Raw genomic sequence first — 22,816 nt, 5'->3', positions numbered from 1 at the left:
TAGTACAATATGTTTTTGTTTTGGATTAGGGTTATCTTTTTTAGGATTTATCTTAATTATTATTAGATTAAGAGATTGATTTAACCGCAAAGGCGCCAAGTAAAAAGCGCAAAGTTCGCAAAGCTTTAATAAAAAACCTTGCGAACTTTGCGTAACCTTTGTGTCTTTGCGGTAAAACCTCGACTACAAATCAAATCCTAAATTCACACCTAATTTCATGGCAATGATTTTAGTAATTCTTTGTTTTAATTCTGGTATTTTAATGCTTTCGATAACCGCATTTGAGAATGCGTACATCAATAAAGCTTTAGCTTCTTTTTTCGGGATTCCACGAGACTGCATGTAGAACATTGCCGTTTCATCCAGCTGTCCAACGGTACATCCGTGAGAACATTTTACGTCATCAGCAAAAATTTCCAATTGTGGTTTTGCGTTGATTGTCGCTTTATCACTCAATAAAATGTTGTTGCTTTTTTGGAAAGCGTTTGTTTTTTGGGCTTCTTTCTCTACCAAAACTTTTCCATTGAAAACTCCTGTCGAACGATCAGAGAAAATTCCTTTATAATCCTGAAAACTTTCACAGTTTGGCTGTGCGTGGTTTACCAAGGTATAATGGTCAACGTGTTGTTTGTCATTCAAGATAGAAATTCCGTTAAGCGTGCTTGTTAATCTTTCTCCGAAATGGTAAAAGTTTAAGTTGTTACGAGTTAAATTTCCTCCAAATGAGAAAGTATGAACAGAAGCGTGGCTTTCTTGCTGTTGTGAAACATAAGTATTGTCCACTAAGTTCGCTTCGCTGTTGTCGTTTTGAATTTTGTAATAATCAACAATAGCACGTTTTTGAGCGAAAATTTCCGTAACGGAATTCGTTAAAACAGGATTTTCATTCAAACTTTGGTGACGCTCGATAATTTGAACATGTGAATTTTCACCTACAATAATCAAATTTCTTGGCTGTACCATTAAAGCAGCTTCATTTCCAGTTGAGAAATACATGATTTCAATAGGTTTGTCAGCTACTTTTTTCTTTGGAATATTGATAAACGCACCTTCGATTGCAAAAGCAGTATTCAATGATGTCAAACTATCATCCTTGCTTGCAATTTGATTAAAGTAGGTATCAATAACCATTTTATATTTTGGTTTGGTCAATGCAGATGACATCAAACAAACATCAATTCCGTCGTGGGTTGTAGAAGACAAATGCGAACTGAAAACGCCATCAATAAAAACCAATTTATAAGTGTCGATTTCGTGTAAAAAGTATTTTTTTACCTGATTGAATTCGATTGCATTTTCCTGCTTTGGAAAAACCGTAAAGTCATTTTTTAAGATGGCATTTAGCGATGTATATTTCCAAGCTTCTTCCTTTTTGGTTGGGAAACCTTTATTTTCGAAGTTTTTTATAGCATTTGTACGAATGTCATGCAAATCTGAATGCACATCAACACGCTCTTCAAAAGCCATAAAAGACGATACTAATTTTTCTTTTAAATCCATTTCTTGTTTTTAGTCTTAAAGTCGAATGTCTTAAAGTCTTAAAGTTTGATACTTTATCTTTTATATCTTACTTTTTGTCTTTAAACTTTACGACTAGATTCCAAATATTTTATGAAACCACTTAATAATTTCGATATTTCAGTTACCGAATTTAAGAGCATTTCAAATTCTTCTTTTATAATATATTCTAAATCAAAAGCTAAATATAACTGAGATCTAACTTCTCCTGCAGATGCTTTGGCTACATATAAAAAATAAATAAACTCTTTATCTGTATTTCGTTCAAAACCTTCTGCTATATTTGATGATATAGAAAGCGATGCCCGTCTTATTTGTCTAACGAAATCAAAGTCTTTTTTAAAAGTAGAATTTTCAGTAGCCAGATATATTTTTTTGTTGAAGATTCTTGATTTTTGCCAAGAATTTATTTCTTCAAAAGATCTGAATTTACTCATCTAGTTTTGGACTTTATGACTTTAGACTTTAAAACTTTACGACTCAGAATTAGTTTTCTGCCTTAATCCAGTCGTATCCTTTTTCTTCTAATTCGTAAGCCAATTCTTTTCCTCCTGATTTTACGATTCTTCCGTTGTAAAGAACGTGAACGAAATCTGGAACGATATAATCTAGCAAACGTTGGTAGTGCGTGATAACGATAATTGCGTTTTTGTCGCTTTTTAATTTGTTTACACCATTAGCCACAATTCTTAAGGCATCGATATCAAGACCAGAATCAGTTTCGTCTAGGATTGCTAATTTTGGCTCTAACATTGCCATTTGGAAAATCTCGTTTCTTTTTTTCTCTCCTCCAGAAAAACCTTCATTTAAAGAACGAGATAAAAATTTACGGTCGATTTCTAATAATTCCGATTTTTCACGAATTACTTTTAGCATTTCGTTTGCAGGCATTTCTTCCTGACCGTTTGCTTTACGGGTTTCGTTAATAGCCGTTTTCATAAAGTTAGTTACACTAACTCCAGGAATTTCTACCGGATATTGAAAAGAAAGGAAAACACCTTTGTGTGCTCTTTCTTCAGGAGCTAAATCAGCAAGATCTTCTCCGTCAAGAATTACCTCTCCATCTGTAACATCATAGTTTTCGTTTCCTGCAATAACAGCAGAAAGGGTACTTTTTCCAGAACCGTTTGGTCCCATTATCGCGTGAACTTCTCCAGCTTTAACTTCTATATTAATTCCCTTAAGGATTTCTTTATCACCAATCGCGGCGTGAAGGTTTTTTATTGATAACATTGTTTTTTATTTTATATAAATGTCAATTCTATTTTTGTTGTTTGGTTTAGAACATTAGCATTAAAATGCGCGTGCCCTAAATATTCCATGCCCAAATAATCAGAGGTTTTTTTGAACGGAATGTAAAAACTGTCTTCGATTACAGTATCGTGTGAATTTGATATCACGCCAATTTTCTTTCCTCTTAGTTTTCTTCCAGTTTCTTTTTCAATTCGGATTAAATCTGAAAACCGATCAAAAAAGACCTTTAAAATTCCGCTCATATTATACCAATAAACAGGCGTTGCAAAAATCAGCGTGTCGTATTTTTCGATAATTCCTCTAATTAAAGGCAAAAAATCATCGTCTATATTTTTGCTTTCATAATCATAATAGGATATAGTATAATCACTTAAATTAATTACATCTATATTGTGTTCTTTAGAAAGCAGGTCTACAATTTTTGTTGTATTTCCGTTTTTTCTGGAAGAACCTAAAATGATGACTTTTTTATTTTCCATTAATACTTATTCCTAAATGCGTTAATGGAAATAAATTATTTCCATAATTTGTCTATATCTTCAATCGTCATTTTAATTCCTCTGCCTTCTTCAATATCTTTCTGCCCTTGTAAAATCTCTTTTACAAATTCAGGATTATATGGTTTTTCTATCTTTTCAATTTCAAAACCTAAACGTTTTGCAAGTGCTTTTAAAACAGGCAAATCTTTTTTCTTTACGTTTTTCAGAGTTAGATTCATATTGTCTATTTTTTAGTTCAAGATTTTCTTTTGTTCAAAACAACAACTTGAAACTTTAAACTTGAAACAAATTTTATCCTACAGAACCTTCTAAAGAAATCTCTAATAATTTTTGAGCTTCAACCGCAAATTCCATTGGAAGTTTGTTCAATACATCTTTACTGAAACCGTTTACAATTAAAGCAATCGCTTTTTCAGTCGGAATACCTCTTTGGTTGCAGTAGAAAACCTGATCTTCTCCAATTTTACTTGTAGTTGCTTCGTGCTCGATTTTTGCTGATGGATTTTTACTTTCAATATAAGGGAAAGTATGCGCACCGCAATTGTTACCCATTAATAAAGAGTCACATTGAGAAAAGTTTCTTGCATTTTCTGCTCTTGGCGAGATTTGCACTAAACCACGGTAGCTATTTTGTGATTTTCCAGCCGAAATACCTTTAGAAATAATAGTCGATTTAGTGTTTTTACCTAAATGGATCATTTTTGTTCCAGTATCTGCTTGTTGGAAATTATTTGTAACAGCAATAGAATAAAATTCTCCTACTGAATTATCTCCTTTAAGTACGCAAGAAGGATATTTCCAAGTTACAGCAGAACCTGTTTCAACTTGTGTCCAAGAAATCTTAGCGTTTGTTTCGCATAAACCTCTTTTAGTTACGAAGTTGTAAACTCCGCCTTTTCCTTCTTTATTTCCAGGAAACCAGTTTTGAACTGTTGAATATTTAATCTCAGCATCATCCAAAGCGATTAATTCAACCACAGCAGCGTGCAATTGATTTTCATCACGGCTTGGTGCAGTACATCCTTCAAGGTAAGAAACGTAACTTCCTTCGTCAGCAATAACTAGAGTTCTTTCAAATTGTCCAGTTCCTGCTTGATTGATTCGGAAATACGTTGAAAGTTCCATCGGACATTTAACGCCTTTTGGGATATAACAGAAACTTCCGTCAGAGAAAACAGCTGAGTTTAGCGCCGCGTAGAAGTTATCTTTTTGAGGAACAACTGTACCTAAATATTTTTTTACTAATTCTGGATGTTCTTTAATGGCTTCAGAAATCGGACAGAAAATAATTCCTTTTTCTGCCAAAGTTTTCTTGAAAGTTGTAGCAACAGAAACAGAATCGACAACAATATCCATAGCGATATTGTTCATTTTTTTCTGTTCATCTACAGAGATTCCTAACTTTTTGTACATCTCTAATAATTCTGGATCTACATCATCCAAAGTTTTATTAGGATCTACCGTTTTTGGAGCTGAATAATAGGAAATAGCCTGAAAGTCTGGTTTTTCATAACTTACGTTTGCCCATTCTGGTTCGATCATTTCTTTCCAAGCACGGAAAGCCTCGATACGCCATTCGGTCATCCATTCAGGTTCTTCTTTTTTAAGCGAAATAGCTCTTACAATCTCTTCGTTTAAGCCAATAGGGAAAGTTTCAGATTCTATATTGGTATAAAATCCGTACTCATATTCTTTAGTTTCCAGTTCGATTTTTAAATCGTCTTCGGTGTATTTGCTCATTGGTTTTTTATTGAAAGATTTAAAAATTGAAGGATTTAAATAAACCACTTCTGAAATCTTTACATCTTTAAATTTTGCAATTATTTAATTGTTTATAGCGAAAATGATTCTCCGCATCCGCAAGTTCTGCTGGCGTTTGGATTATTGAATACAAATCCTTTTCCGTTTAATCCGCCCGAAAATTCTAAAATTGTTCCGGCTAAATACAGAAATGATTTTTTTTCAACTGCAATCTGTATATCGTTATCTACGAATATTTTATCATCTTCTCCTTTGGTTTTGTCAAACTTTAAATCATAAGACAAACCAGAGCATCCACCGCTTTTAACTCCTACTCTTACGTAGTCGCTTGCGGCGTCAAAACCATCATCAGTCATCAAATCGATGATTTTCTTTTTGGCTGTATCAGAAACCTTTATCATTGTTTATGGTATTTGTTTTTAAAAGATCATTTTACTATGCATCTAAATAATAATCAAATTATTACAAAAAAATTAGATGCCAACTTCAATGTTCAAATGAAATTGTCCGCAAAGATACGACTTAAAAACCTTTTTCCATAACGGTTCACATTATTATAACAAATGTTAAAATAGATAGAAGTTATTTTAAGGCTAAAATCGTTTCAAATCTTAGTTATTTGAAGGATGAAATCTGCTTCAAAAAGAGACCAATTTGCACTTCATTTAGTACTTTAGGATAGGTTAAAGTTTTAGTTTTAAATAGAAATTGTAGTAAAAGGAAATTGGATTTCCTAGATTTGTTATTCATAATAGAAATTTAAGCTCATGAAACTTTACCCTATAGAATCTGGAAATTTTAAATTAGACGGTGGTGCAATGTTTGGTGTTGTTCCTAAAACTATTTGGAATAAAACCAATCCAGCCGATGCAAATAACTTAATTGATATAGCAGCTCGATGCCTGCTTATTGAAGATGGCAACCGATTGATTTTAATTGATACCGGAATGGGAAACAAACAATCTGAAAAGTTTTTTGGATATTACTCGCTTTGGGGATCGCATTCTATAGATAAATCGCTGGCAAAATATGGTTTTCACCGAGATGATATTACAGATGTTTTTATGACACATCTTCATTTTGATCACTGTGGCGGAAGTATACAATGGAATGCAGATAAAACAGGCTATGAACCAGCATTTAAAAATGCAAAGTTTTGGACAAATGAAAATCATTGGCAATGGGCAACTCAGCCAAATCCAAGAGAGAAAGCGTCCTTTTTATCCGAAAATCTTCTGCCAATGCAGGAAAGCGGACAATTGAATTTTATCGAAAGACCCAATTCCGATTTTGGTTTTTCAAAAGAATTAGGTTTTGATATTTTTTACGCAGATGGTCATACCGAAAAACAAATGATTCCACATATTAAATACAATGATAAAACAATAGTTTTCTGTGCTGATTTATTGGCCACAGCTGGACATATTCCGCTTCCTTATATTATGGGTTACGACACAAGACCTCTTTTATCTTTAGATGAAAAAGCAAAATTTTTAAACTCAGCTGCCAATCAAAATTATTATTTGTTTCTAGAACATGATGCCCACAATCAAATTATAACAGTTGAGCAAACTGAAAAAGGAGTTCGATTAAAAGAGGTTTTAACCTGTGAAGATATTTTGTAACGACAGCATTTAAAATAAAAAAAGTCCCGTTGTCAACTTTATGAAAACGGGATTTTTTTGTTTCTTTATAGGGAATTATTCAACTAGTACTTTTTTAGCTGAAGCACTATCTTGATTGATTAAGTATACATAATAAACTCCTTTTGGTAATCCTGATAAATTGATTGTATTGTCAGTATTGGAAGAGTCTAAGATGAATGATTTTACAAGTTGCCCTAAAACATTGTAAACGTTGGCTTTTTCCAGACTTATATTTTCAATGTATAATTCGCCTTTTGTTGGGTTTGGATGCATTACAGCTTGATTGAAAGTAGAATCATCCGTTCCTAAAAAAGTACAGGTTGATGAATAGTTTGTTAAAGAATCTTTTCTTTGTATCCAATTTGCATTTGAATAATTTTCATCATCTACTTGAATACATTTTAAATTTGGATTGCTTTTAAATGATATTCGATTATAAACGAGAAGCGTGTTTTTACCGTTTTTAAGATTCAGGTTATAAAGGTTATTTGATTCACAATTTAAAGCTGTTAATAGGGGATGTTTAGAAAAATCTAAATTTACTAATTGATTTTGAGAACAATTTAAATTAGTTAGGCTGATAAAATCTTCAATTCCTTTTAAGTTTGCAATTGAGCTGGCAGAGACATCTAATGTGGTTATTGCGGAAATACTTGATGTAAGCACTTTTCCATCGGGCTGCCCTGCATCTATATTAAGAGCAATTAATTTTTTCTCAAAATTTACATCAGGAATATCGGTATATCTTCCGTCACATGTTGATGAATAAATGGCACTGCCGTTTTTTTTCTTCATCCAGTTTTTATTCCAGTATACAGGATCATCTACTATAATGCAAGATAAATTTGGATTTGATGTAAAACCTCCATTATCAGTACCATTCCAGTAAATAGCGGTATTATTGCCATTTTTTATATTTAAATACGTTAATGCATTGCCGAAACAAGAAATGTAATTTAAGCCAGTTTGTTTTGAAAGATCAAGACTAGTTATTTTATTAGCATTACATTCTAGAGAAGTTATTTTTGTTTGTGCCGATAAATCAAGAGTAGTTAAATTGTTATAACTACAATTAAGCTTACTTAAAGCAGTGTTTTTAGATAAATCTAAGGTGGTTAATTTATTACGTGAGCAATCAAGAGAAACTAATTCTTTGAAATCTTGAATTCCTGTCAAGTCTGTAATATATAAAGATAAGTCAGGTTCTAAATTCAAAGAAGTTAGTGTGTTTATCCAATAAGTTAATACTAGTCCGTCTATATCACCTACATCGACGCCACGATCTCTTAATCTCAATTCAAAATAACGATCTGGTATATGTGTATATTCTTCTGTTCCTTGAACATATAACATTACTTCGTCTATGGCAGCGATAAATTCATAGTTTTGATAACCGGATATGGATATGCTAAAATTGTATGATATATTTTGGTCTGCTGTAAAGGAGCCTTCAAATGTTCTCCATTCAGTATCTTCTATTTCCTTACTATTAAAATATTCATTTGCATTTTCATCATTAGTGATTTTTAATGAAATTCTCGGAAATCGAGAACTTTCAAAACTGGAACTTGTAAATTTATACTTAAACTTAATTGTATATGTTATACCGGCTTTCATTGGGACTTGACAGGTTATTTTTGGCAAAGAAGTAGAAAAAGTAGATAGTTGTACGCTATTAAATCCTCTAAAATAGATCGATTTATTTTGTTTAACATCATTTTCAACAGTCCAGTTTGTTGGTTTTGTGCTATTTGTCCAGTTTTCAAATCCTCCATTAGGAATTAAATTGGTTTGTGCATAAAAAGAAAAATGTGCTAAAAATAGCAATAAAGATAGTTTTGTATTCATAAATTCATGTTTCGACGGTACAATAATACAAAAATTCGTGCATTTTTAGAGATAATACTTGTTAAAATAAAATTATAAGGTTCTAATGATATCTGATTTATACATTAAAAAGCTCTAACTCAATTAAAAAATCATTCAAATTTCATAACACAGTGTTAAGAGTTAGTTTTTTGTAACAAAAAAGTATAATTTAGACCCATCTTTTAACTTTACAATTATATTATAAGTACATGAGTCATATAAAACCTCTTAAATTATCTGCTTTTGCATTGCTTGTTTTAGCAGGATGCAGCGCTACAGTACAGGCGCAGGTTTCAACTTCTAAAGAGTTAATTACAGCGCCGGCGGCAGTTGTAAAAAAAGCTCCTCTTAGCGAAAATGAATTGAAAAGATGGAGTCATCTGGATTTAATAAAAGATTCGATTCCGGGAATGAGTGTTGATAGGGCTTACGCTGAATTACTACAAGGCAAAAAAAGTCAGAAAGTTATCGTAGGAATTGTAGATTCTGGTGTCGATATCGAGCATGAAGACTTAAAAGGAAAAATCTGGACGAATCCTAAAGAAATTCCTGGAAACGGAATTGACGATGATAAAAATGGATTTATTGATGATGTTCACGGATGGAATTTCCTTGGAGATGCTGTTCATGAAAATCTTGAAATGACCCGTATCGTTAAAAAAGCTGATGACGGTTCTGCAGAATACAAAGAAGCTCTGGCACAATATACTGCAAAGTATGAAGAAGCTTTACAAGGTAAAGAAAGAGTTGACTTTTTATTGAATGCACATAAAACTGTAAAAACAGCTTTAAATAAAGAGAAATATACTCTTGAGGATTTAAATTCTATTACTTCAACAGACGAAAATGTTGTAAACAGCAAAAAAATAATGACTCAAATTTTAACGAATACAGGACCAACTTTTGATCCTGAAGCTGAATTTGAAGAATATAGAAAATATGTTTACGATCAGTTAAACTACAATTTAAATAAAGAATACGACGGAAGAAAAGTGGTAGGCGATAATCCGGAAGATATTAAAAACAATCATTACGGTAATAATATTGTTTTTGGTCCAGATAAAGAAGAAGCGCTTCACGGTACACACGTTGCTGGAATCATCGCTCAAATTCGCGGCAATAATTTAGGCGGAGATGGAGTAGCTGAAAATGTTGAAATTTTAACCGTAAGAGCCGTTCCAGATGGAGACGAATATGATAAAGATATTGCTCTTGCTATTCGTTATGCAGTAGATAATGGAGCAAAAGTAATCAATGGAAGTTTTGGAAAAAGTTTTTCTCCACACAAACAATGGGTTTACGATGCTATTAAATATGCTGCTAAAAAAGACGTATTAATTGTTCACGCTGCTGGAAATGATGGTTACAATATTGATGAAACGAAAAACATCAATTACCCAAATGATTCTGAAGACAACGTAAAAGAATTTGCAGATAACGTAATTACAATTGGAGCCATTAATAAAGAATACGGAGAAAATGTAGTGGCAGGATTCTCTAACTTCGGGAAAATCAATGTAGACGTTTTTGCTCCAGGAGAAGAAATTTATGCAACAGTTCCAAATAATAAATACAAATATTTACAAGGAACTTCAATGGCATCTCCAAATGCAGCTGGAGTAGCAGTTTTAATTCGTTCTTACTATCCAAAATTAAAAGCAGCTCAGGTTAAAAAGATTTTAATGGACTCTGGAGTAGCACTTCCTTCAATGGTTGTGTTAGGTGAAAATCCAAATCCACAAGAAAAACCAGTTGCTGTTTCTTCTGCTGAATCATCAAAAACAGCAAAAATGGTAAACGCTTATAATGCTTTATTAATGGCAGAAAAAATGTCTAAAAAATAAAGATTAAAACACTATTAATCCAATGGAAGAGTTCGCGCTCTTCCATTTTCTATTACATATAAACATGCGAAAAATTATTTTACTTTCTTTCCTAAGCTTAGGCTTTAACTCGGCTTTTGCACAAAGCGCCTCATATTGGCAGCAGCACGCTGACTATAAAATGGAGGTTTCGATGGATGTAAAAAACTATCAGTACAAAGGAAAACAAGAATTGGTTTATACCAATAATTCTCCTGATACTCTAAAAAAAGTATTCTATCATTTATATCCAAACGCTTTTCAGCCGGGAAGCGAAATGGATGCACGTCTTCACTTTATTAAAGATCCAGACGGAAGAATGGTCAATAAAGTAAAAACAGCTGATGGAAAAGAAGTAAAACAAAGCCGCATTGAAACTTTAAAACCTAACGAAATTGGTTTTTTAAAAATCACAAACTTCAAACAAGATGGTGCTGCAGCTCAAACTAGAGTTTCGGGAACTATTTTAGAAGTTACTCTGGCAAAACCAATTCTGCCAAATTCTAAAACAACTTTTACTTTAGATTTTGACGGACAGGTTTCGGTTCAAGTTCGTCGTTCAGGAAGAAACAATTCTGAAGGAGTAGAACTTTCCATGTCGCAATGGTATCCAAAATTAGCCGAATTTGATTTCGAAGGATGGCACGCAGATCCTTACATTGCCAGAGAATTTCACGGTGTTTGGGGTAATTTTGATGTGAAAATTACAATTGATAAGGATTATACAATTGGAGGTTCTGGATATTTGCAAGACAAAAATTCTATCGGACATGGTTATGAAGATGCTGGTGTAACGGTAACATATCCTAAAAAAACAAAAACACTTACATGGCATTTTATTGCGCCAAATGTTCACGATTTTACATGGGCTGCTGATAAAGAATACACGCATGATATTGTAAAAGGACCAAACGATGTTGATTTGCATTTCTTCTACAAAAACAATCCAAAAACGACAGAAAACTGGAAACAGTTAGAACCGTTAATGGTAAAAGTAATGGATTATTACAACCACAGAGTAGGAGCTTATCCGTACAAACAATATTCATTTATTCAAGGTGGAGACGGTGGAATGGAGTATGCAATGTGTACTTTAATGTTAGGAAACGGAACTCTTGAAGGAATTCTTGGAACCGCTACGCACGAATTAGGACATTCTTGGTTTCAGCATATTTTGGCTTCAAACGAATCGAAACACCCTTGGATGGACGAAGGTTTTACAACCTACATTGAAGACAGTGCTTTGAATGAGTTAAAAGGAGATAAAAAAGAAGTAAATCCTTTTGTCGGGAATTATAAAGCGTATTACAGTTTAGTAAATTCTGGTAAAGAACAACCGCAGACTACTCACGGAGATCGTTATGATGAAAACCGTCCGTATAGTATTTCATCTTATATTAAAGGAAGTATTTTCCTTTCTCAATTAGAATATGTAATCGGGAAAGAAAATGTAGATGCGACTTTAAAAAGATATTTCAATGACTTTAAATTCAAACATCCAACTCCAAATGATATCAAAAGATCAGCGGAAAGAGTTTCTGGAGCTGAGTTAGATTGGTATTTAACAGATTGGGCACAAACAACCAACACAATCGATTACGGAATTAAAGATGTGGTAGATAATGCAGGAAAAACAACTGTAAGTTTAGAAAGAATAGGAAGAATGCCAATGCCTATAGATTTAAAAGTGGATTACACTGACGGGACTTCTGAAACATTCTATATTCCGTTAAGAATGATGAATTTCATTAAACCAAATCCAAATCCAAACGAAAAAAGAACTGTTTTGGAAGACTGGGCTTGGGCACAACAAAACTATAGTTTTACAATTGATAAAAACAAAACGTCAATCAAAAAAATCACTATCGATCCAAGCGGATTAATGGCTGACGTAAAACAAACCAATAATGTTTTTGAAGTGAAGTAAAATATTAAACTTTAATAAAAAATCCAAAGTCAGTTAATGACTTTGGATTTTTTATTTTAGCCTTATTCTGTTGTAAAGATGTTTTTTAAAGGATTAATAAAACAAAGCTGCTCTCTACATTTGTTATCATTTTAATATTTTGAAAAAATTATTAAAGACAAAAAATATAGATAGAGATTATCTTCAATCAAATTAACAAATAATGAAAGTAGCAAACTTTTTGAAAGAATCAGGTTGGGAATTAGAAATAAACAATAATGAAATTTCTGTTGATTTATTATCTGAAGAGATAAGAAATAGAATATCAAATGTTCCTTATGAGCTTAAAGAGCTTATGAGTTCCGTAAATATTCTCGAAAATTCAGATGCAACAGCTTGGTTTGTTACGAATCAGGATTTACTTGAGAAAAATGAAGAAGATTCATTTGCTTGGAATGAATTTGAAAAGCAAAGTCTTGAGGCTTCAATAGATGAGAAAAGTAAAGAACCAATTATTCAATTCTGGGAAAGTCATTTTTGCTTTTCAATGTCTGTTAAAACTGGATATTCGCATATCTCTATTGTCACAAAAGGAAATGAAAAAGGAAAAATTGTTTTTGGATTCGAACCTGAATATGAAGAAGTGAATGTTTTGGCAAATGACTTTGAAGAATTTTGTCAAATAATGATTGATCATATAAACGATTCGAAGTTTAATGAATATCTAGAACAGATTTTATAGTTTTCAAACAGATATAAAAAAGTCCCTATTAGAATTCTAATTGGGACTTTTATTTTCAAGTTTATATTCCAAAGTTAAATTTTATACCATTTTTATATCTGCAGAAACCTCTGGCTTTGTTTTTTTAAAAGGCACCCATTCTCTATAACTTGCAGATCTCCACAACCATTCAATTGGACCGTAATTGTATTTTGAAAGCCACCATTTGCTAATAAATAATTGAATAATAAAAATAAAAACGGCCAATATAAAGTAAAACCAATATGGCATTGAATCTGCAATTCCGAGTCCAATTCCTGAGAAAAGAATACCTGCCAATATATTTTGGCACATATAATTAGTCAGCGTCATTTTTCCGCCTGCATTAAAATAGCTGAAAACTGTTTTCAATTTTCCATTAATGTACAAAAGGCAAATTCCAGTTGCTATAAAAACCATCGTACTTAAAACCAACCAATAAAGCGGATGGAAAATTTTTAGAAAAGGAGCTTTGTAGATGATAGCAATATTAAATACGATTCCTATAATAACTGCCAAAATAAAACTAATTCCACAGACATATTTTAATAATTTTTTCAATTCTTTTAAACGATCGAAAAAGCTTATTTTTTGAAGTAAAAGACCAAAAAGCATACAGCCTAACATAACATAGTGGGCAGTAAAAGCATAGCCTGGAACAATAATTTGTTCGTAAAATGAAGCAAGTAAATTAAATCTAAAAAACTCAATCCAGTTTCCAGAATGATATAGTTTTAAATACTCTGGATTGGTAGCAATCGCTGGATGTTCAATCTTGATACCATTTACATAAGCCATTAAAAAAGGAATTGTAAGTATAATAACTGTAGAAATGATCGCTAAGATTTTGGCAGAACACTTGTAAAAAAGCAGTAATACGAGTCCCAAAAAGGCATAATCTTTTAAAATATCGCCAAGCCAAAAAGCCGAATTAATAAAAGCTAAAATAAATAGTAAAATCATTCGCCAAGCAAAAAAAGTCACGGGATTTTTTCCTTTAGAAGCTACGTTGTTAATTAAAATAGCAAATCCATAGCCAAATAAAAGGGTTAGTAATGTCCAAGATTTCGCTGCAAATAAATAGCGATTCACGTATTGAAGTATTTCAGAAAAAGTACCGTGTTTAATTTCTTTTTCTGCACCAATGTATAGGAAATCAATATAATTGCCAATTGCTACGCCTAATATGGCCCAGCCTCGAAGTATGTCAACAATTGCAGTCCGTTTGCTTTGTTCGACAGGATGATAAGAATTTGTCATTTGATTAAATGTTTTCGTTGTGATTTGATTGATGATTTTTGGAATAAACCTAATGTTTCTAAACGCAACCAAAAGTAAATAAATTATATAATCAAAGTTTTTTCTTATAAAAAATAAAATTCACAAAAAAAAGCGTGTTATTTTTAATAACACGCCTTAAATTTTTTCATTTTAGATTATGCTAAATGTTCCAGCATATCCTTTGTCATAGATTCCAAATCAAATTTATGATTCCAGTTCCAGTCTTCTCTGGCAGAACTGTCGTCGATACTTGCTGGCCAGCTGTCCGCAATTTTCTGACGGAAATCTGGATTATAAGTAATTTCAAAATCCGGAATATGTTTTTTAATTTCGGCAGCAATTTCTGTTGGTGTAAAACTCATTGCGGCCAAATTATACGATGAATGAATTTTAATTTGTTCAGCTGGAGCCTGCATGATACTGATTGTTGCATCAATTGCATCATCCATGTACATCATTGGCATTTTTGTTTCTGATGATAAGAAACACTCGTATTTTTTATCGGCAATAGCCTTGTAAAAAATATCGACGGCGTAATCTGTAGTTCCACCGCCTGGAGGAGTCGACCAGCTGATTAAACCCGGATAACGAATGCTTCGTACATCAACACCATAAATATTATGATAGTATTCGCACCATCTTTCACCTGCTTGTTTACTGATTCCGTAAACTGTTGAAGGTTCCATAATGGTATATTGCGGCGTGTTTTCTTTTGGAGTAGTAGGTCCAAAAACGGCAATACTTGACGGCCAGAAAATCTTCTGTATTTTTTTTGCTTTAGCTAAATTCAAAACATGAAAAAGCGAATTCATATTTAAATCCCAAGCAAAAGCAGGATTCTTTTCGGCAGTTGCAGACAAAAGTGCCGCCATTAAATACACATCGGTAATTTTATGTACTTCAACAAGATGCTCAATTTGGTTAAAATCCAAAGCATTGATGACTTCAAAAGGACCCGAATTCACAACATCTGTATTTAATTTTCGAATGTCAGAAGCGATTACATTTTCGGTTCCGTATATTTTGCGCAGTTTTTGGGTCAGCTCAGTTCCAATCTGGCCGCAGGCACCAATGATTAATATTTTTGGGTTCATTTGTTTCGATTTAGTGTTGCAAATATAACGTTTTCGCAATTATCAACGTTTTTTCTAACATTAAATTATGAGATTACTAACAATGAACTTTCTTTTTTGGGTTTTTCGTGAAGCTAATTTGTGATTTATACTTTTAAACTATCAAAAATCTGTGGCTAAAAAAGAACATATTTTAGCTTATTTGCAGCAAAAAACAGAATTCGTAATTGTAAATTTACTTCGTAACTTTGCGCCCTAACATTTTAAGAAAATGAAATATAGAATAATCCTGTTTCTTCTTTTGGTTTTTGGACTTCAATCTTGTCAAAATGAGAATGAAAGACGTCTGGCTGAAAATGCTAAAGAAGCCAAAAAGAAAGAAAAGATATTTAGCAACATTAATAAAGCATGGATTTTTATTGATGAACCCATAAATGAAGTTTCTGAAAAAAATGCAGTAACATGGACAGAATGGCGTGATTTTCTAAAAGAAATAGGAGACAAGCCGAGAAAAACAATTGGAGCTTTTCAGAAAAAATCATCGGCAATTGCCAAAAAAGCAGTGGCTTTAAACAATAATATTCCGTCGCAGTTCAATCAGCCGCAAATAAAAAGCCGAATTTCTATTTTGATTACTAAAATCAAAATGATGGATTTGTTTATTCATTTAAATCAAATTCCAGATGATAAAGTCGCTTTTTTGATTGGAGAAATCAACAAAGAACTGGTTTCGCTGGAAAGACAAATGGATAAGATTGTCGAAAAAGCCAAAATTCCAAAAGAACAAGGAGAAGAAGATTTCCTTAAAATGTTAGATACAACACGCGCCATTCAAAATACAGAACCGCTAAAAGAGCCAAACCTGCCAAGAGTTGAGTAAAAACGCCTTATATACAACATACGATAATCTGCCAAAAGCACAGCAGATTGCCACAGGTTTACTGGAAGGAAACCAGGTAAAAATGAACATCAGCGGATTGTTAGGATCTGCAGTTTCATTTATTATCCGTTCCGTTTTCAGAAAAACCGAACTGCCTTTTCTGATTGTTTTAGACAATAAAGAAGAAGCCGCTTATTATTTAAACGATTTGGAGCAGATGATTGGCGAGCAGGATGTATTGTTTTATCCCGCTTCATTTCGCCGTCCGTATCAAATTGATGAAACCGATAATGCGAATGTTCTGCTTCGTGCCGAGGTTCTAAATAGAATTAATTCTAGAAAAAAACCAGCCGTAATTGTTACGTATCCAGAAGCACTTTTTGAAAAAGTAGTTACAAGGAGAGAACTGGATAAAAATACTTTAAAAGTCGCGCTGAACGATAAAATTTCGATCGATTTTATCAACGAAGTTTTATTTGAATACGAATTCAAAAGAGTAGATTTCATCACAGAACCCGGAGAATTTTCGGTTCGTGGAGGTATTGTCGATGTATTCTCTTTTTCAAACGATCATCCTTACCGAATTGAATTTTTCGGAAATGAAGTAGACAGCATTAGAACTTTTGATGTTGAAACACAATTGTCTGTAGAAACCCATAAAAAAATCACGATTATCCCGAATGTGGAGAACAAACTTTTTCAGGAAAACCGTGAGAGTTTCTTAGATTATATTGCCGAAAAAACAGTTCTTTTCATCCAAAATACTGAAGGACTTTTTAGTCAGTTGGACAAACAATTCGCAAGAGCAGAAGAAGCTTTTGAGAAACTTTCGAAAGAAATAAAACACGCCACGCCAGAACAATTATTCTTAAATCAGGCGTCATTTATAAAAAGATCTTTGGATTTTTCAGTTGTAGAATTGGCTTCAAGACCCGTTTATAAAACCACTAAAAAATTCGAATTTCATATTCAGCCGCAGCCATCTTTCAACAAACAATTTGATTTATTGCTGAATAATTTAAGCGATAATCATTTTAACGGATATGTAAATTATCTGTTTTGTTCGAATGATACGCAGGCAAAACGTTTTCATGATATTTTTGAAAGCTTAGACGAAGCCAATTCAGAAAACATCAGAAAGCAATATCATACTATTGTACTGCCTTTATACCAAGGTTTTATTGATGAAGAAAATCAAATAACGGCTTATACCGATCATCAGATTTTTGAGCGTTATCATAAATTCAACATCAAAAACGGCTATTCTAAAAAACAGAATATCACTTTAAAAGAATTAACGGCACTTTCTGTAGGCGATTATGTAACGCATATCGATCATGGAATCGGGAAGTTTGGCGGCTTACAGAAAATTCAGGTGGAAGGCAAAACGCAAGAAGCTATAAAATTGGTGTATGCCGATAATGATATTGTGTACGTTAGCATTCACTCGCTTCATAAAATCTCGAAATACAACGGAAAAGATGGAACGCCTCCGAAAATCTATAAATTGGGTTCGAACGCTTGGAAGGTTTTAAAACAGAAAACCAAAGCACGCGTAAAACATATTGCATTCAACTTGATTCAGCTGTACGCGAAACGTCGTTTAGAAAAAGGATTTCAGTTTGCGCCAGACAGTTATCTTCAAAACGAATTGGAAAGTTCGTTTATTTACGAAGATACGCCAGACCAAATGAAATCGACGGCAGAAGTAAAAGCCGATATGGAAAGCGATCGTCCAATGGATCGTTTGGTTTGTGGTGATGTTGGTTTTGGTAAAACGGAAGTTGCCATTCGTGCTGCTTTTAAAGCGGTTGACAACAGCAAACAAGTTGCGGTTTTGGTTCCGACAACCATTTTGGCTTATCAGCATTATAGAACTTTTTCGGAACGTTTAAAAGATATGCCAGTTTCAATTGGTTACTTAAACCGATTTAGGACTGCGAAACAAAAAACACAAACATTAAAAGATTTAGCCGAAGGAAAACTTGATATCGTTATTGGAACACACCAATTGGTCAATAAAAATGTGGTTTTTAAAGACCTTGGTTTATTGATTGTCGATGAGGAACAGAAGTTTGGAGTAAATGTAAAAGATAAATTAAAAACGATTGCTGCAAATGTCGATACGTTGACATTGACAGCAACGCCAATTCCAAGAACGTTGCAGTTTTCATTAATGGCAGCACGAGATTTATCGGTAATTACAACGCCTCCGCCAAATCGTTATCCGATTGAAACAAATGTGGTTACTTTTAATGAAGAAATTATCCGTGATGCGATTTCTTATGAAATTCAACGAAACGGACAGGTTTTCTTTATCAATAACCGAATTGAAAATATAAAAGAAGTGGCAGGAATGATTCAGCGTTTGGTTCCAAATGCAAGAGTCGGAATTGGCCACGGGCAAATGGACGGTGCCAAATTGGAAGAATTGATGTTAGGTTTTATGAACGGAGATTTTGATGTTTTGGTTGCCACCACAATTATCGAAAGCGGATTAGACGTTCCGAATGCCAACACGATTTTCATCAATAACGCCAATAATTTCGGATTATCCGATTTGCATCAAATGCGCGGCCGTGTTGGGCGAAGCAATAAAAAAGCATTCTGTTATTTCATTTGTCCGCCATATTCATCAATGACTGAAGATGCCAGAAAACGTATTCAGGCGTTGGAACAATTCAGTGAATTGGGAAGCGGTTTCAATATTGCGATGAAAGATTTGGAAATTCGTGGAGCAGGAGATTTATTAGGCGGTGAACAAAGCGGTTTCATCAATGAAATTGGTTTTGATACGTACCAAAAAATCATGAACGAAGCGATTGAAGAATTGAAGGAAAACGAATTCAAAGATTTGTATCCTGAAGAAAATGACATCGACACAAAAGAATATGTGAAAGACATTCAAATCGATGCCGATTTCGAGTTACTATTCCCAGATGAATATATCAATAACGTTTCAGAACGTCTGGTTTTATACAACGAATTAGGCGCGATAAAAGACGAAGCTGGTTTACAGGAATTCGAGAAAAAACTAATTGACCGTTTCGGACCATTGCCAAAACCTGCTGTTGCCTTATTAAACAGCATCAGAATTAAATGGATTGCAACAAGAGTAGGAATCGAGAAATTAGTCTTGAAACAAGGCAAAATGATTGGTTATTTCGTATCCGATCAGCAATCAGATTATTACCAATCGGTGAAATTCAGAAATGTTTTAAACTTCGTTCAAAAACATAGTACACTGTGCAAAATGAAAGAAAAACAAACTGTAAACGGATTACGTTTGTTATTGACTTTTGAAAATGTGAAGTCGATAAAACGTGCGCTAGAGTTGATGGAGTTGTTTGAGGAATAAAAAAAGAAATGAAAATAGCTTCAAAAAGCCTTTATAAATTTGGTTTTGTGGGATTGATTCCAAATTTCGGATTAATTTCTGGAGCAATTCTGATTGTTCAAGGCTTTGTTAGAAAAGATAAAAAAATGAAAATGATAGGATTGGCAGGAATACTTTTCACTCCTCTGTTTTGGTATTTTTATTTAACTAGTGATTTTCATAAAGAACATTTAATTCAATTCACAAATCATCAATTGAATGAAGTTGTAAAAGATTTGGAGTTTTACAAAAGTAAAAATGATCGATATCCCGATAGTTTAGCACAATTGAAATCTCAAAATAAATTCTTTCGGGATGATGAATTTTTCAGTAATAAATTCGATTTTGAGAAAGCGAAATCTGCACGATTTTATTATAAAAAAATTGGAAATGATTATATGCTAAAATCATTTGGTCCAGATTTGATTTTGAATACTCAAGATGATATTTATCCGGAATTGAAAAAATAAAAAATTAAATTTTATTTACCTTTTATTTAAGAAAAATCATGTAAACATAAAGTTTTCTTTTGAATAAAAATATAGATTAGTATAAGTAAGGCTTTTGGTTTTAAACTAAAGGTCTTTTTTGTTTTAAAAAATGTCTTAAGATATTGCTTTAAAAACTTTTGTGTACAAATTTGTTTTGATGCTATAAATAAATTTGCAGGATATAACAAAAAGCAATATGAAAGATAATAGTTTTAGTTTGGCAGAATTTGGAAAAAATTTTCGATCAAAATTAATTGAAGCAATCAAAAACGATTATAACAGATTGAAAAAGAAGATTAAATCTGAGCAACCTTGTTCGGTTGCTCTAGTGCTTGATAGTGATTTCACCTCATTATTTTTAGCACTTAATACAATTGAGTACTTAGATAAAAAAAAGAAAGGATTAGAAGGAGAAAGAGAACGTATAAATGTAAAATTTTCAGAATATTTGAGTAAGGAAGAGTTAAATGAATTTTTTGGAGATAGTGTGAAAAACTTAAATTCTTTACAATGGATACCAGACGAATGGCGTAATGGTGACAATGATTTGAAAAATTCAGAAATTTCAAGTGTAAGTCAATATCTATCAGCTAGTGTAGAAAAGTTAAGATACAATTACTCCGAATTTGAAATGGAGGAAAAAATAATAGAAGAAATAACTTTTTCTTTAAAAGAAATTATTGACGAAGGCTTTTGGAAGAATGATGAAATGTTCTTTTTTGTGAGTATGTCAGACGATGATCGAGCAGAAAAAATTGAAAAGTTTTCAGCAGAAAAATTGAACGATAAATTGGCTTATGAGACCTTTCTTCAAAAACTTCAATAAATGAGTTTATAATTAGCGAAGCCTATAATTGAAAGAAAAACAAACCGTAAACGGATTACGTTTATTATTGACTTTTGAAAATGTAAAGTCTATAAAACGTGCGTTGGAGTTGATGGAATTGTTTGAAGAATAGTTTTTTAATATAAGATATAGTAAAGGCTTTTGGTTTTAAACTAAAAGCCTTTTTTTATTGAATATTGTCTTAACTTATTGTTTTAAAGCTTTTTTGGGAAAGTTTTTGTTCTTTAAGAAATGTACGTTTGCATTTTTAAAAGAAAGATTAACATGCTTGAATTAAACGAACAACAAATTAAACATTTGCTTGAAACAGACGGAAGAAGTAGATACGAATTTTCGATTAAGAAAATAGTAGATTGGGAAGAAGCGTGGGGACTTTATAATGACGGATGGATAATGTTTGAAGACAGTAAGGGAAATATGGTTTTTCCAATTTGGCCTGCAAAAGATTTTGTAGAACATTATATTAAACAAACAAATAAAGATTGTGTGCCAAAAGAAATATTTCTAGATAACTTAATGGATGATCTGCTTCCTGATTTAGATGATGATAATATTGGTGTTGGAGTTTTCGATATTCCAGAACGCGAAGATACACCGGTCGTGAAAGCAAAAGATTTTTTAAGAGATTTAGAATACGAATGCAGTAAATATTAAATAATTAAAGAAGTTTAAAATTATAGTTTGATTAATGATATAGAACTCGCTTTACAGATTTTAATTGGGAATGTTCAGACAAAAAATATTGAAACTTTTTTATTGTTTGTTGAATATCTGATGAAGCTAGGTTTTTATAAAGAAGATATTGCAGATGTGATTGAAAATTTTTTTGATTAGAAAAATGAAAAAAGCTTAGAAAGAACTTACTCAATTGACATAGATCTCTAGATGTAGGTTATCATTAATTTAAAAATAAGTAAAAATGCCAAAAGTATTTAATAATCTCCAGTCTCTTGTCAACGATGTTGAAAGTAATAAACGTAATGAATGGCTATATATTAATCCAAAAGAATGGTTAAACAATCCTGAAGGAACTCGTTTCTTTTATATCGAGGAAGAATATATTTGGGATTTGGAGGAAGAAGGTCTTTATGTCGAAAATGAAGCAGGCGACTCTATTCCGAAAGAATTTGAAAACGAAGGTCTGGAGATTTGGATTGAATCGCAAACATTTGATGATATTATAAAGTATGCAAAAAATAAAAATTTAAATGTTACTCTGAATGAACTAATACTCGCAATAAATTATTACCTCGAATATGATGCTTTTAAGGAGAATTAAAATGGGATTTTTAAAGAGATTATCTAGTAATAAAATTAGTATGTTATGAAAACTTTAGTAGATTTTGTAAACTCAACAACTTATGATGTATTATTAGAGAATGTTAAATTAAGAATTAATATTGAAATCGATGATAATATTCCTGATGTTGTTTGGGGTTTCTCAATAAAAGAATTGAATTTGGCAAATGTTACAGTAGATGATTTAAAGTCTCTAATAGAATTACATACAGATTCAATATCGGCTTATGTAGAAATAAAACTCAAAAAATACTCTGATGATATTGAACAAGAATATCCAGAAGGATATGAACCTGAAGAAGAAAATGATGAAATTGTAAACCTACCATTTTACAAAAACTTTCTTATCATTTACTTAGCAGAATATTGGATATTAAAAGAAAATCCAAAAGAAATTGAAAATTATGTTCGAGCTCTTCGTATTCCATATGCTAAAAAATATGCTAAAGAGATAACAGTTATTTATAATGATATTAATTCGTCAAAGTAAGAT

21 protein-coding genes are annotated in these 22,816 nt (G+C 32.3%); 11 read left to right on the top strand and 10 right to left on the bottom strand.

Translation table 11 applies throughout. The features are described from left to right. Positions 1-183: 183 nt before the first annotated feature. The 7 genes from sufD to P2W75_RS04355 form a co-directional block, all read right to left on the bottom strand. The gene (gene sufD, locus P2W75_RS04385) at positions 184-1,500 is read right to left on the bottom strand and encodes a Fe-S cluster assembly protein SufD (protein ID WP_276379058.1); all 1,317 of its coding nucleotides are present in this window, start codon (positions 1,498-1,500) and stop codon (positions 184-186) included. An 80-nt stretch (positions 1,501-1,580) separates the two neighbouring features. Next, on the bottom strand, positions 1,581-1,955 hold the full coding sequence (locus P2W75_RS04380) for a four helix bundle protein (RefSeq protein WP_276379057.1): 375 nt from the start codon (positions 1,953-1,955) through the stop codon (positions 1,581-1,583). A 49-nt stretch (positions 1,956-2,004) separates the two neighbouring features. Further along, positions 2,005-2,751 (bottom strand): Fe-S cluster assembly ATPase SufC, encoded by a 747-nt coding sequence (gene sufC / locus P2W75_RS04375; protein ID WP_207298287.1) that lies wholly within the window; start codon positions 2,749-2,751, stop codon positions 2,005-2,007. 11 nt (positions 2,752-2,762) lie between these two features. Continuing rightward, positions 2,763-3,251, bottom strand: a complete 489-nt coding sequence (locus P2W75_RS04370; protein WP_276379056.1) for a flavodoxin family protein — start codon at positions 3,249-3,251, stop codon at positions 2,763-2,765. A 35-nt stretch (positions 3,252-3,286) separates the two neighbouring features. Further along, positions 3,287-3,490, bottom strand: a complete 204-nt coding sequence (locus P2W75_RS04365; RefSeq protein ID WP_276379055.1) for a DUF2683 family protein — start codon at positions 3,488-3,490, stop codon at positions 3,287-3,289. A 73-nt stretch (positions 3,491-3,563) separates the two neighbouring features. Further along, entirely contained in the window at positions 3,564-5,012 is a 1,449-nt protein-coding gene (gene sufB / locus P2W75_RS04360; RefSeq protein ID WP_207298284.1) for a Fe-S cluster assembly protein SufB, read from the bottom strand. A gap of 92 nt (positions 5,013-5,104) precedes the next feature. Further along, positions 5,105-5,434, bottom strand: coding sequence for an iron-sulfur cluster assembly accessory protein (locus tag P2W75_RS04355; protein WP_012023267.1), 330 nt, complete (start codon positions 5,432-5,434; stop codon positions 5,105-5,107). 366 nt (positions 5,435-5,800) lie between these two features. Here P2W75_RS04355 and P2W75_RS04350 point away from each other — a divergent pair, with 366 nt between their 5' ends. Further along, entirely contained in the window at positions 5,801-6,658 is an 858-nt protein-coding gene (locus P2W75_RS04350) for an MBL fold metallo-hydrolase (protein ID WP_276379054.1), read from the top strand. Between the two features lie 75 nt (positions 6,659-6,733). Here P2W75_RS04350 and P2W75_RS04345 read toward each other — a convergent pair whose 3' ends face one another. After that, a complete protein-coding gene (locus tag P2W75_RS04345; RefSeq protein ID WP_276379053.1) occupies positions 6,734-8,527 on the bottom strand; it encodes a T9SS type A sorting domain-containing protein in 1,794 nt (597 codons plus the stop codon). 230 nt (positions 8,528-8,757) lie between these two features. Between P2W75_RS04345 and P2W75_RS04340 the strand changes: the two genes are divergently transcribed. The 3 genes from P2W75_RS04340 (at position 8,758) to P2W75_RS04330 (ending at position 13,058) form a co-directional block, all read left to right on the top strand. Continuing rightward, on the top strand, positions 8,758-10,392 hold the full coding sequence (locus tag P2W75_RS04340) for a S8 family peptidase (RefSeq protein ID WP_276379052.1): 1,635 nt from the start codon (positions 8,758-8,760) through the stop codon (positions 10,390-10,392). 64 nt (positions 10,393-10,456) lie between these two features. Continuing rightward, on the top strand, positions 10,457-12,337 hold the full coding sequence (locus P2W75_RS04335; protein ID WP_276379051.1) for a M1 family metallopeptidase: 1,881 nt from the start codon (positions 10,457-10,459) through the stop codon (positions 12,335-12,337). 202 nt (positions 12,338-12,539) lie between these two features. Beyond that, the gene (locus tag P2W75_RS04330) at positions 12,540-13,058 is read left to right on the top strand and encodes a hypothetical protein (RefSeq protein WP_276379050.1); all 519 of its coding nucleotides are present in this window, start codon (positions 12,540-12,542) and stop codon (positions 13,056-13,058) included. An 81-nt stretch (positions 13,059-13,139) separates the two neighbouring features. Here P2W75_RS04330 and P2W75_RS04325 read toward each other — a convergent pair whose 3' ends face one another. Both P2W75_RS04325 and P2W75_RS04320 read right to left on the bottom strand, forming a co-directional pair. Continuing rightward, complete coding sequence (locus tag P2W75_RS04325) at positions 13,140-14,336, bottom strand: DUF418 domain-containing protein (protein WP_276379049.1); 1,197 nt, start codon at positions 14,334-14,336, stop codon at positions 13,140-13,142. 176 nt (positions 14,337-14,512) lie between these two features. Further along, positions 14,513-15,451 (bottom strand): L-threonine 3-dehydrogenase, encoded by a 939-nt coding sequence (locus tag P2W75_RS04320; RefSeq protein WP_276379048.1) that lies wholly within the window; start codon positions 15,449-15,451, stop codon positions 14,513-14,515. A 250-nt stretch (positions 15,452-15,701) separates the two neighbouring features. Here P2W75_RS04320 and P2W75_RS04315 point away from each other — a divergent pair, with 250 nt between their 5' ends. From P2W75_RS04315 to P2W75_RS04285, 7 genes are all read left to right on the top strand, one after another. Next, positions 15,702-16,310 (top strand): hypothetical protein, encoded by a 609-nt coding sequence (locus P2W75_RS04315; protein WP_276379047.1) that lies wholly within the window; start codon positions 15,702-15,704, stop codon positions 16,308-16,310. Further along, on the top strand, positions 16,303-19,668 hold the full coding sequence (gene mfd / locus P2W75_RS04310; RefSeq protein WP_276379046.1) for a transcription-repair coupling factor: 3,366 nt from the start codon (positions 16,303-16,305) through the stop codon (positions 19,666-19,668). Before P2W75_RS04315 ends, mfd begins: the two co-directional genes overlap by 8 nt. A gap of 8 nt (positions 19,669-19,676) precedes the next feature. Next, positions 19,677-20,156 (top strand): hypothetical protein, encoded by a 480-nt coding sequence (locus P2W75_RS04305; RefSeq protein ID WP_207298275.1) that lies wholly within the window; start codon positions 19,677-19,679, stop codon positions 20,154-20,156. 217 nt (positions 20,157-20,373) lie between these two features. Next, positions 20,374-21,003, top strand: coding sequence for a DUF4303 domain-containing protein (locus tag P2W75_RS04300; RefSeq protein ID WP_276379045.1), 630 nt, complete (start codon positions 20,374-20,376; stop codon positions 21,001-21,003). Between the two features lie 285 nt (positions 21,004-21,288). Then, entirely contained in the window at positions 21,289-21,678 is a 390-nt protein-coding gene (locus tag P2W75_RS04295) for a DUF2750 domain-containing protein (protein ID WP_276379044.1), read from the top strand. Between the two features lie 265 nt (positions 21,679-21,943). Continuing rightward, on the top strand, positions 21,944-22,303 hold the full coding sequence (locus P2W75_RS04290) for a hypothetical protein (protein WP_207298273.1): 360 nt from the start codon (positions 21,944-21,946) through the stop codon (positions 22,301-22,303). A 45-nt stretch (positions 22,304-22,348) separates the two neighbouring features. Further along, complete coding sequence (locus P2W75_RS04285) at positions 22,349-22,813, top strand: hypothetical protein (protein ID WP_276379043.1); 465 nt, start codon at positions 22,349-22,351, stop codon at positions 22,811-22,813. Positions 22,814-22,816 lie beyond the last annotated feature (3 nt).

The sequence above is a fragment of the Flavobacterium sp. H4147 genome (assembly GCF_029360735.1).
GTDB lineage: Bacteria > Bacteroidota > Bacteroidia > Flavobacteriales > Flavobacteriaceae > Flavobacterium > Flavobacterium endoglycinae.
Note: the sequence above shows the minus strand (reverse complement) of the source record. Positions and strands in the feature narration are given on the sequence as shown.

What these genes read in the sequence shown, in the direction of transcription:
- sufD (WP_276379058.1), bottom strand. Translation starts at nt 1,500, where the DNA reads ATGGATTTAAAAGAAAAATTAGTATCGTCTTTTATGGCTTTTGAAGAG.
- P2W75_RS04380 (WP_276379057.1), bottom strand. Translation starts at nt 1,955, where the DNA reads ATGAGTAAATTCAGATCTTTTGAAGAAATAAATTCTTGGCAAAAATCA.
- sufC (WP_207298287.1), bottom strand. Translation starts at nt 2,751, where the DNA reads ATGTTATCAATAAAAAACCTTCACGCCGCGATTGGTGATAAAGAAATC.
- P2W75_RS04370 (WP_276379056.1), bottom strand. Translation starts at nt 3,251, where the DNA reads ATGGAAAATAAAAAAGTCATCATTTTAGGTTCTTCCAGAAAAAACGGA.
- P2W75_RS04365 (WP_276379055.1), bottom strand. Translation starts at nt 3,490, where the DNA reads ATGAATCTAACTCTGAAAAACGTAAAGAAAAAAGATTTGCCTGTTTTA.
- sufB (WP_207298284.1), bottom strand. Translation starts at nt 5,012, where the DNA reads ATGAGCAAATACACCGAAGACGATTTAAAAATCGAACTGGAAACTAAA.
- P2W75_RS04355 (WP_012023267.1), bottom strand. Translation starts at nt 5,434, where the DNA reads ATGATAAAGGTTTCTGATACAGCCAAAAAGAAAATCATCGATTTGATG.
- P2W75_RS04350 (WP_276379054.1), top strand. Translation starts at nt 5,801, where the DNA reads ATGAAACTTTACCCTATAGAATCTGGAAATTTTAAATTAGACGGTGGT.
- P2W75_RS04345 (WP_276379053.1), bottom strand. Translation starts at nt 8,527, where the DNA reads ATGAATACAAAACTATCTTTATTGCTATTTTTAGCACATTTTTCTTTT.
- P2W75_RS04340 (WP_276379052.1), top strand. Translation starts at nt 8,758, where the DNA reads ATGAGTCATATAAAACCTCTTAAATTATCTGCTTTTGCATTGCTTGTT.
- P2W75_RS04335 (WP_276379051.1), top strand. Translation starts at nt 10,457, where the DNA reads ATGCGAAAAATTATTTTACTTTCTTTCCTAAGCTTAGGCTTTAACTCG.
- P2W75_RS04330 (WP_276379050.1), top strand. Translation starts at nt 12,540, where the DNA reads ATGAAAGTAGCAAACTTTTTGAAAGAATCAGGTTGGGAATTAGAAATA.
- P2W75_RS04325 (WP_276379049.1), bottom strand. Translation starts at nt 14,336, where the DNA reads ATGACAAATTCTTATCATCCTGTCGAACAAAGCAAACGGACTGCAATT.
- P2W75_RS04320 (WP_276379048.1), bottom strand. Translation starts at nt 15,451, where the DNA reads ATGAACCCAAAAATATTAATCATTGGTGCCTGCGGCCAGATTGGAACT.
- P2W75_RS04315 (WP_276379047.1), top strand. Translation starts at nt 15,702, where the DNA reads ATGAAATATAGAATAATCCTGTTTCTTCTTTTGGTTTTTGGACTTCAA.
- P2W75_RS04305 (WP_207298275.1), top strand. Translation starts at nt 19,677, where the DNA reads ATGAAAATAGCTTCAAAAAGCCTTTATAAATTTGGTTTTGTGGGATTG.
- P2W75_RS04300 (WP_276379045.1), top strand. Translation starts at nt 20,374, where the DNA reads ATGAAAGATAATAGTTTTAGTTTGGCAGAATTTGGAAAAAATTTTCGA.
- P2W75_RS04295 (WP_276379044.1), top strand. Translation starts at nt 21,289, where the DNA reads ATGCTTGAATTAAACGAACAACAAATTAAACATTTGCTTGAAACAGAC.
- P2W75_RS04290 (WP_207298273.1), top strand. Translation starts at nt 21,944, where the DNA reads ATGCCAAAAGTATTTAATAATCTCCAGTCTCTTGTCAACGATGTTGAA.
- P2W75_RS04285 (WP_276379043.1), top strand. Translation starts at nt 22,349, where the DNA reads ATGAAAACTTTAGTAGATTTTGTAAACTCAACAACTTATGATGTATTA.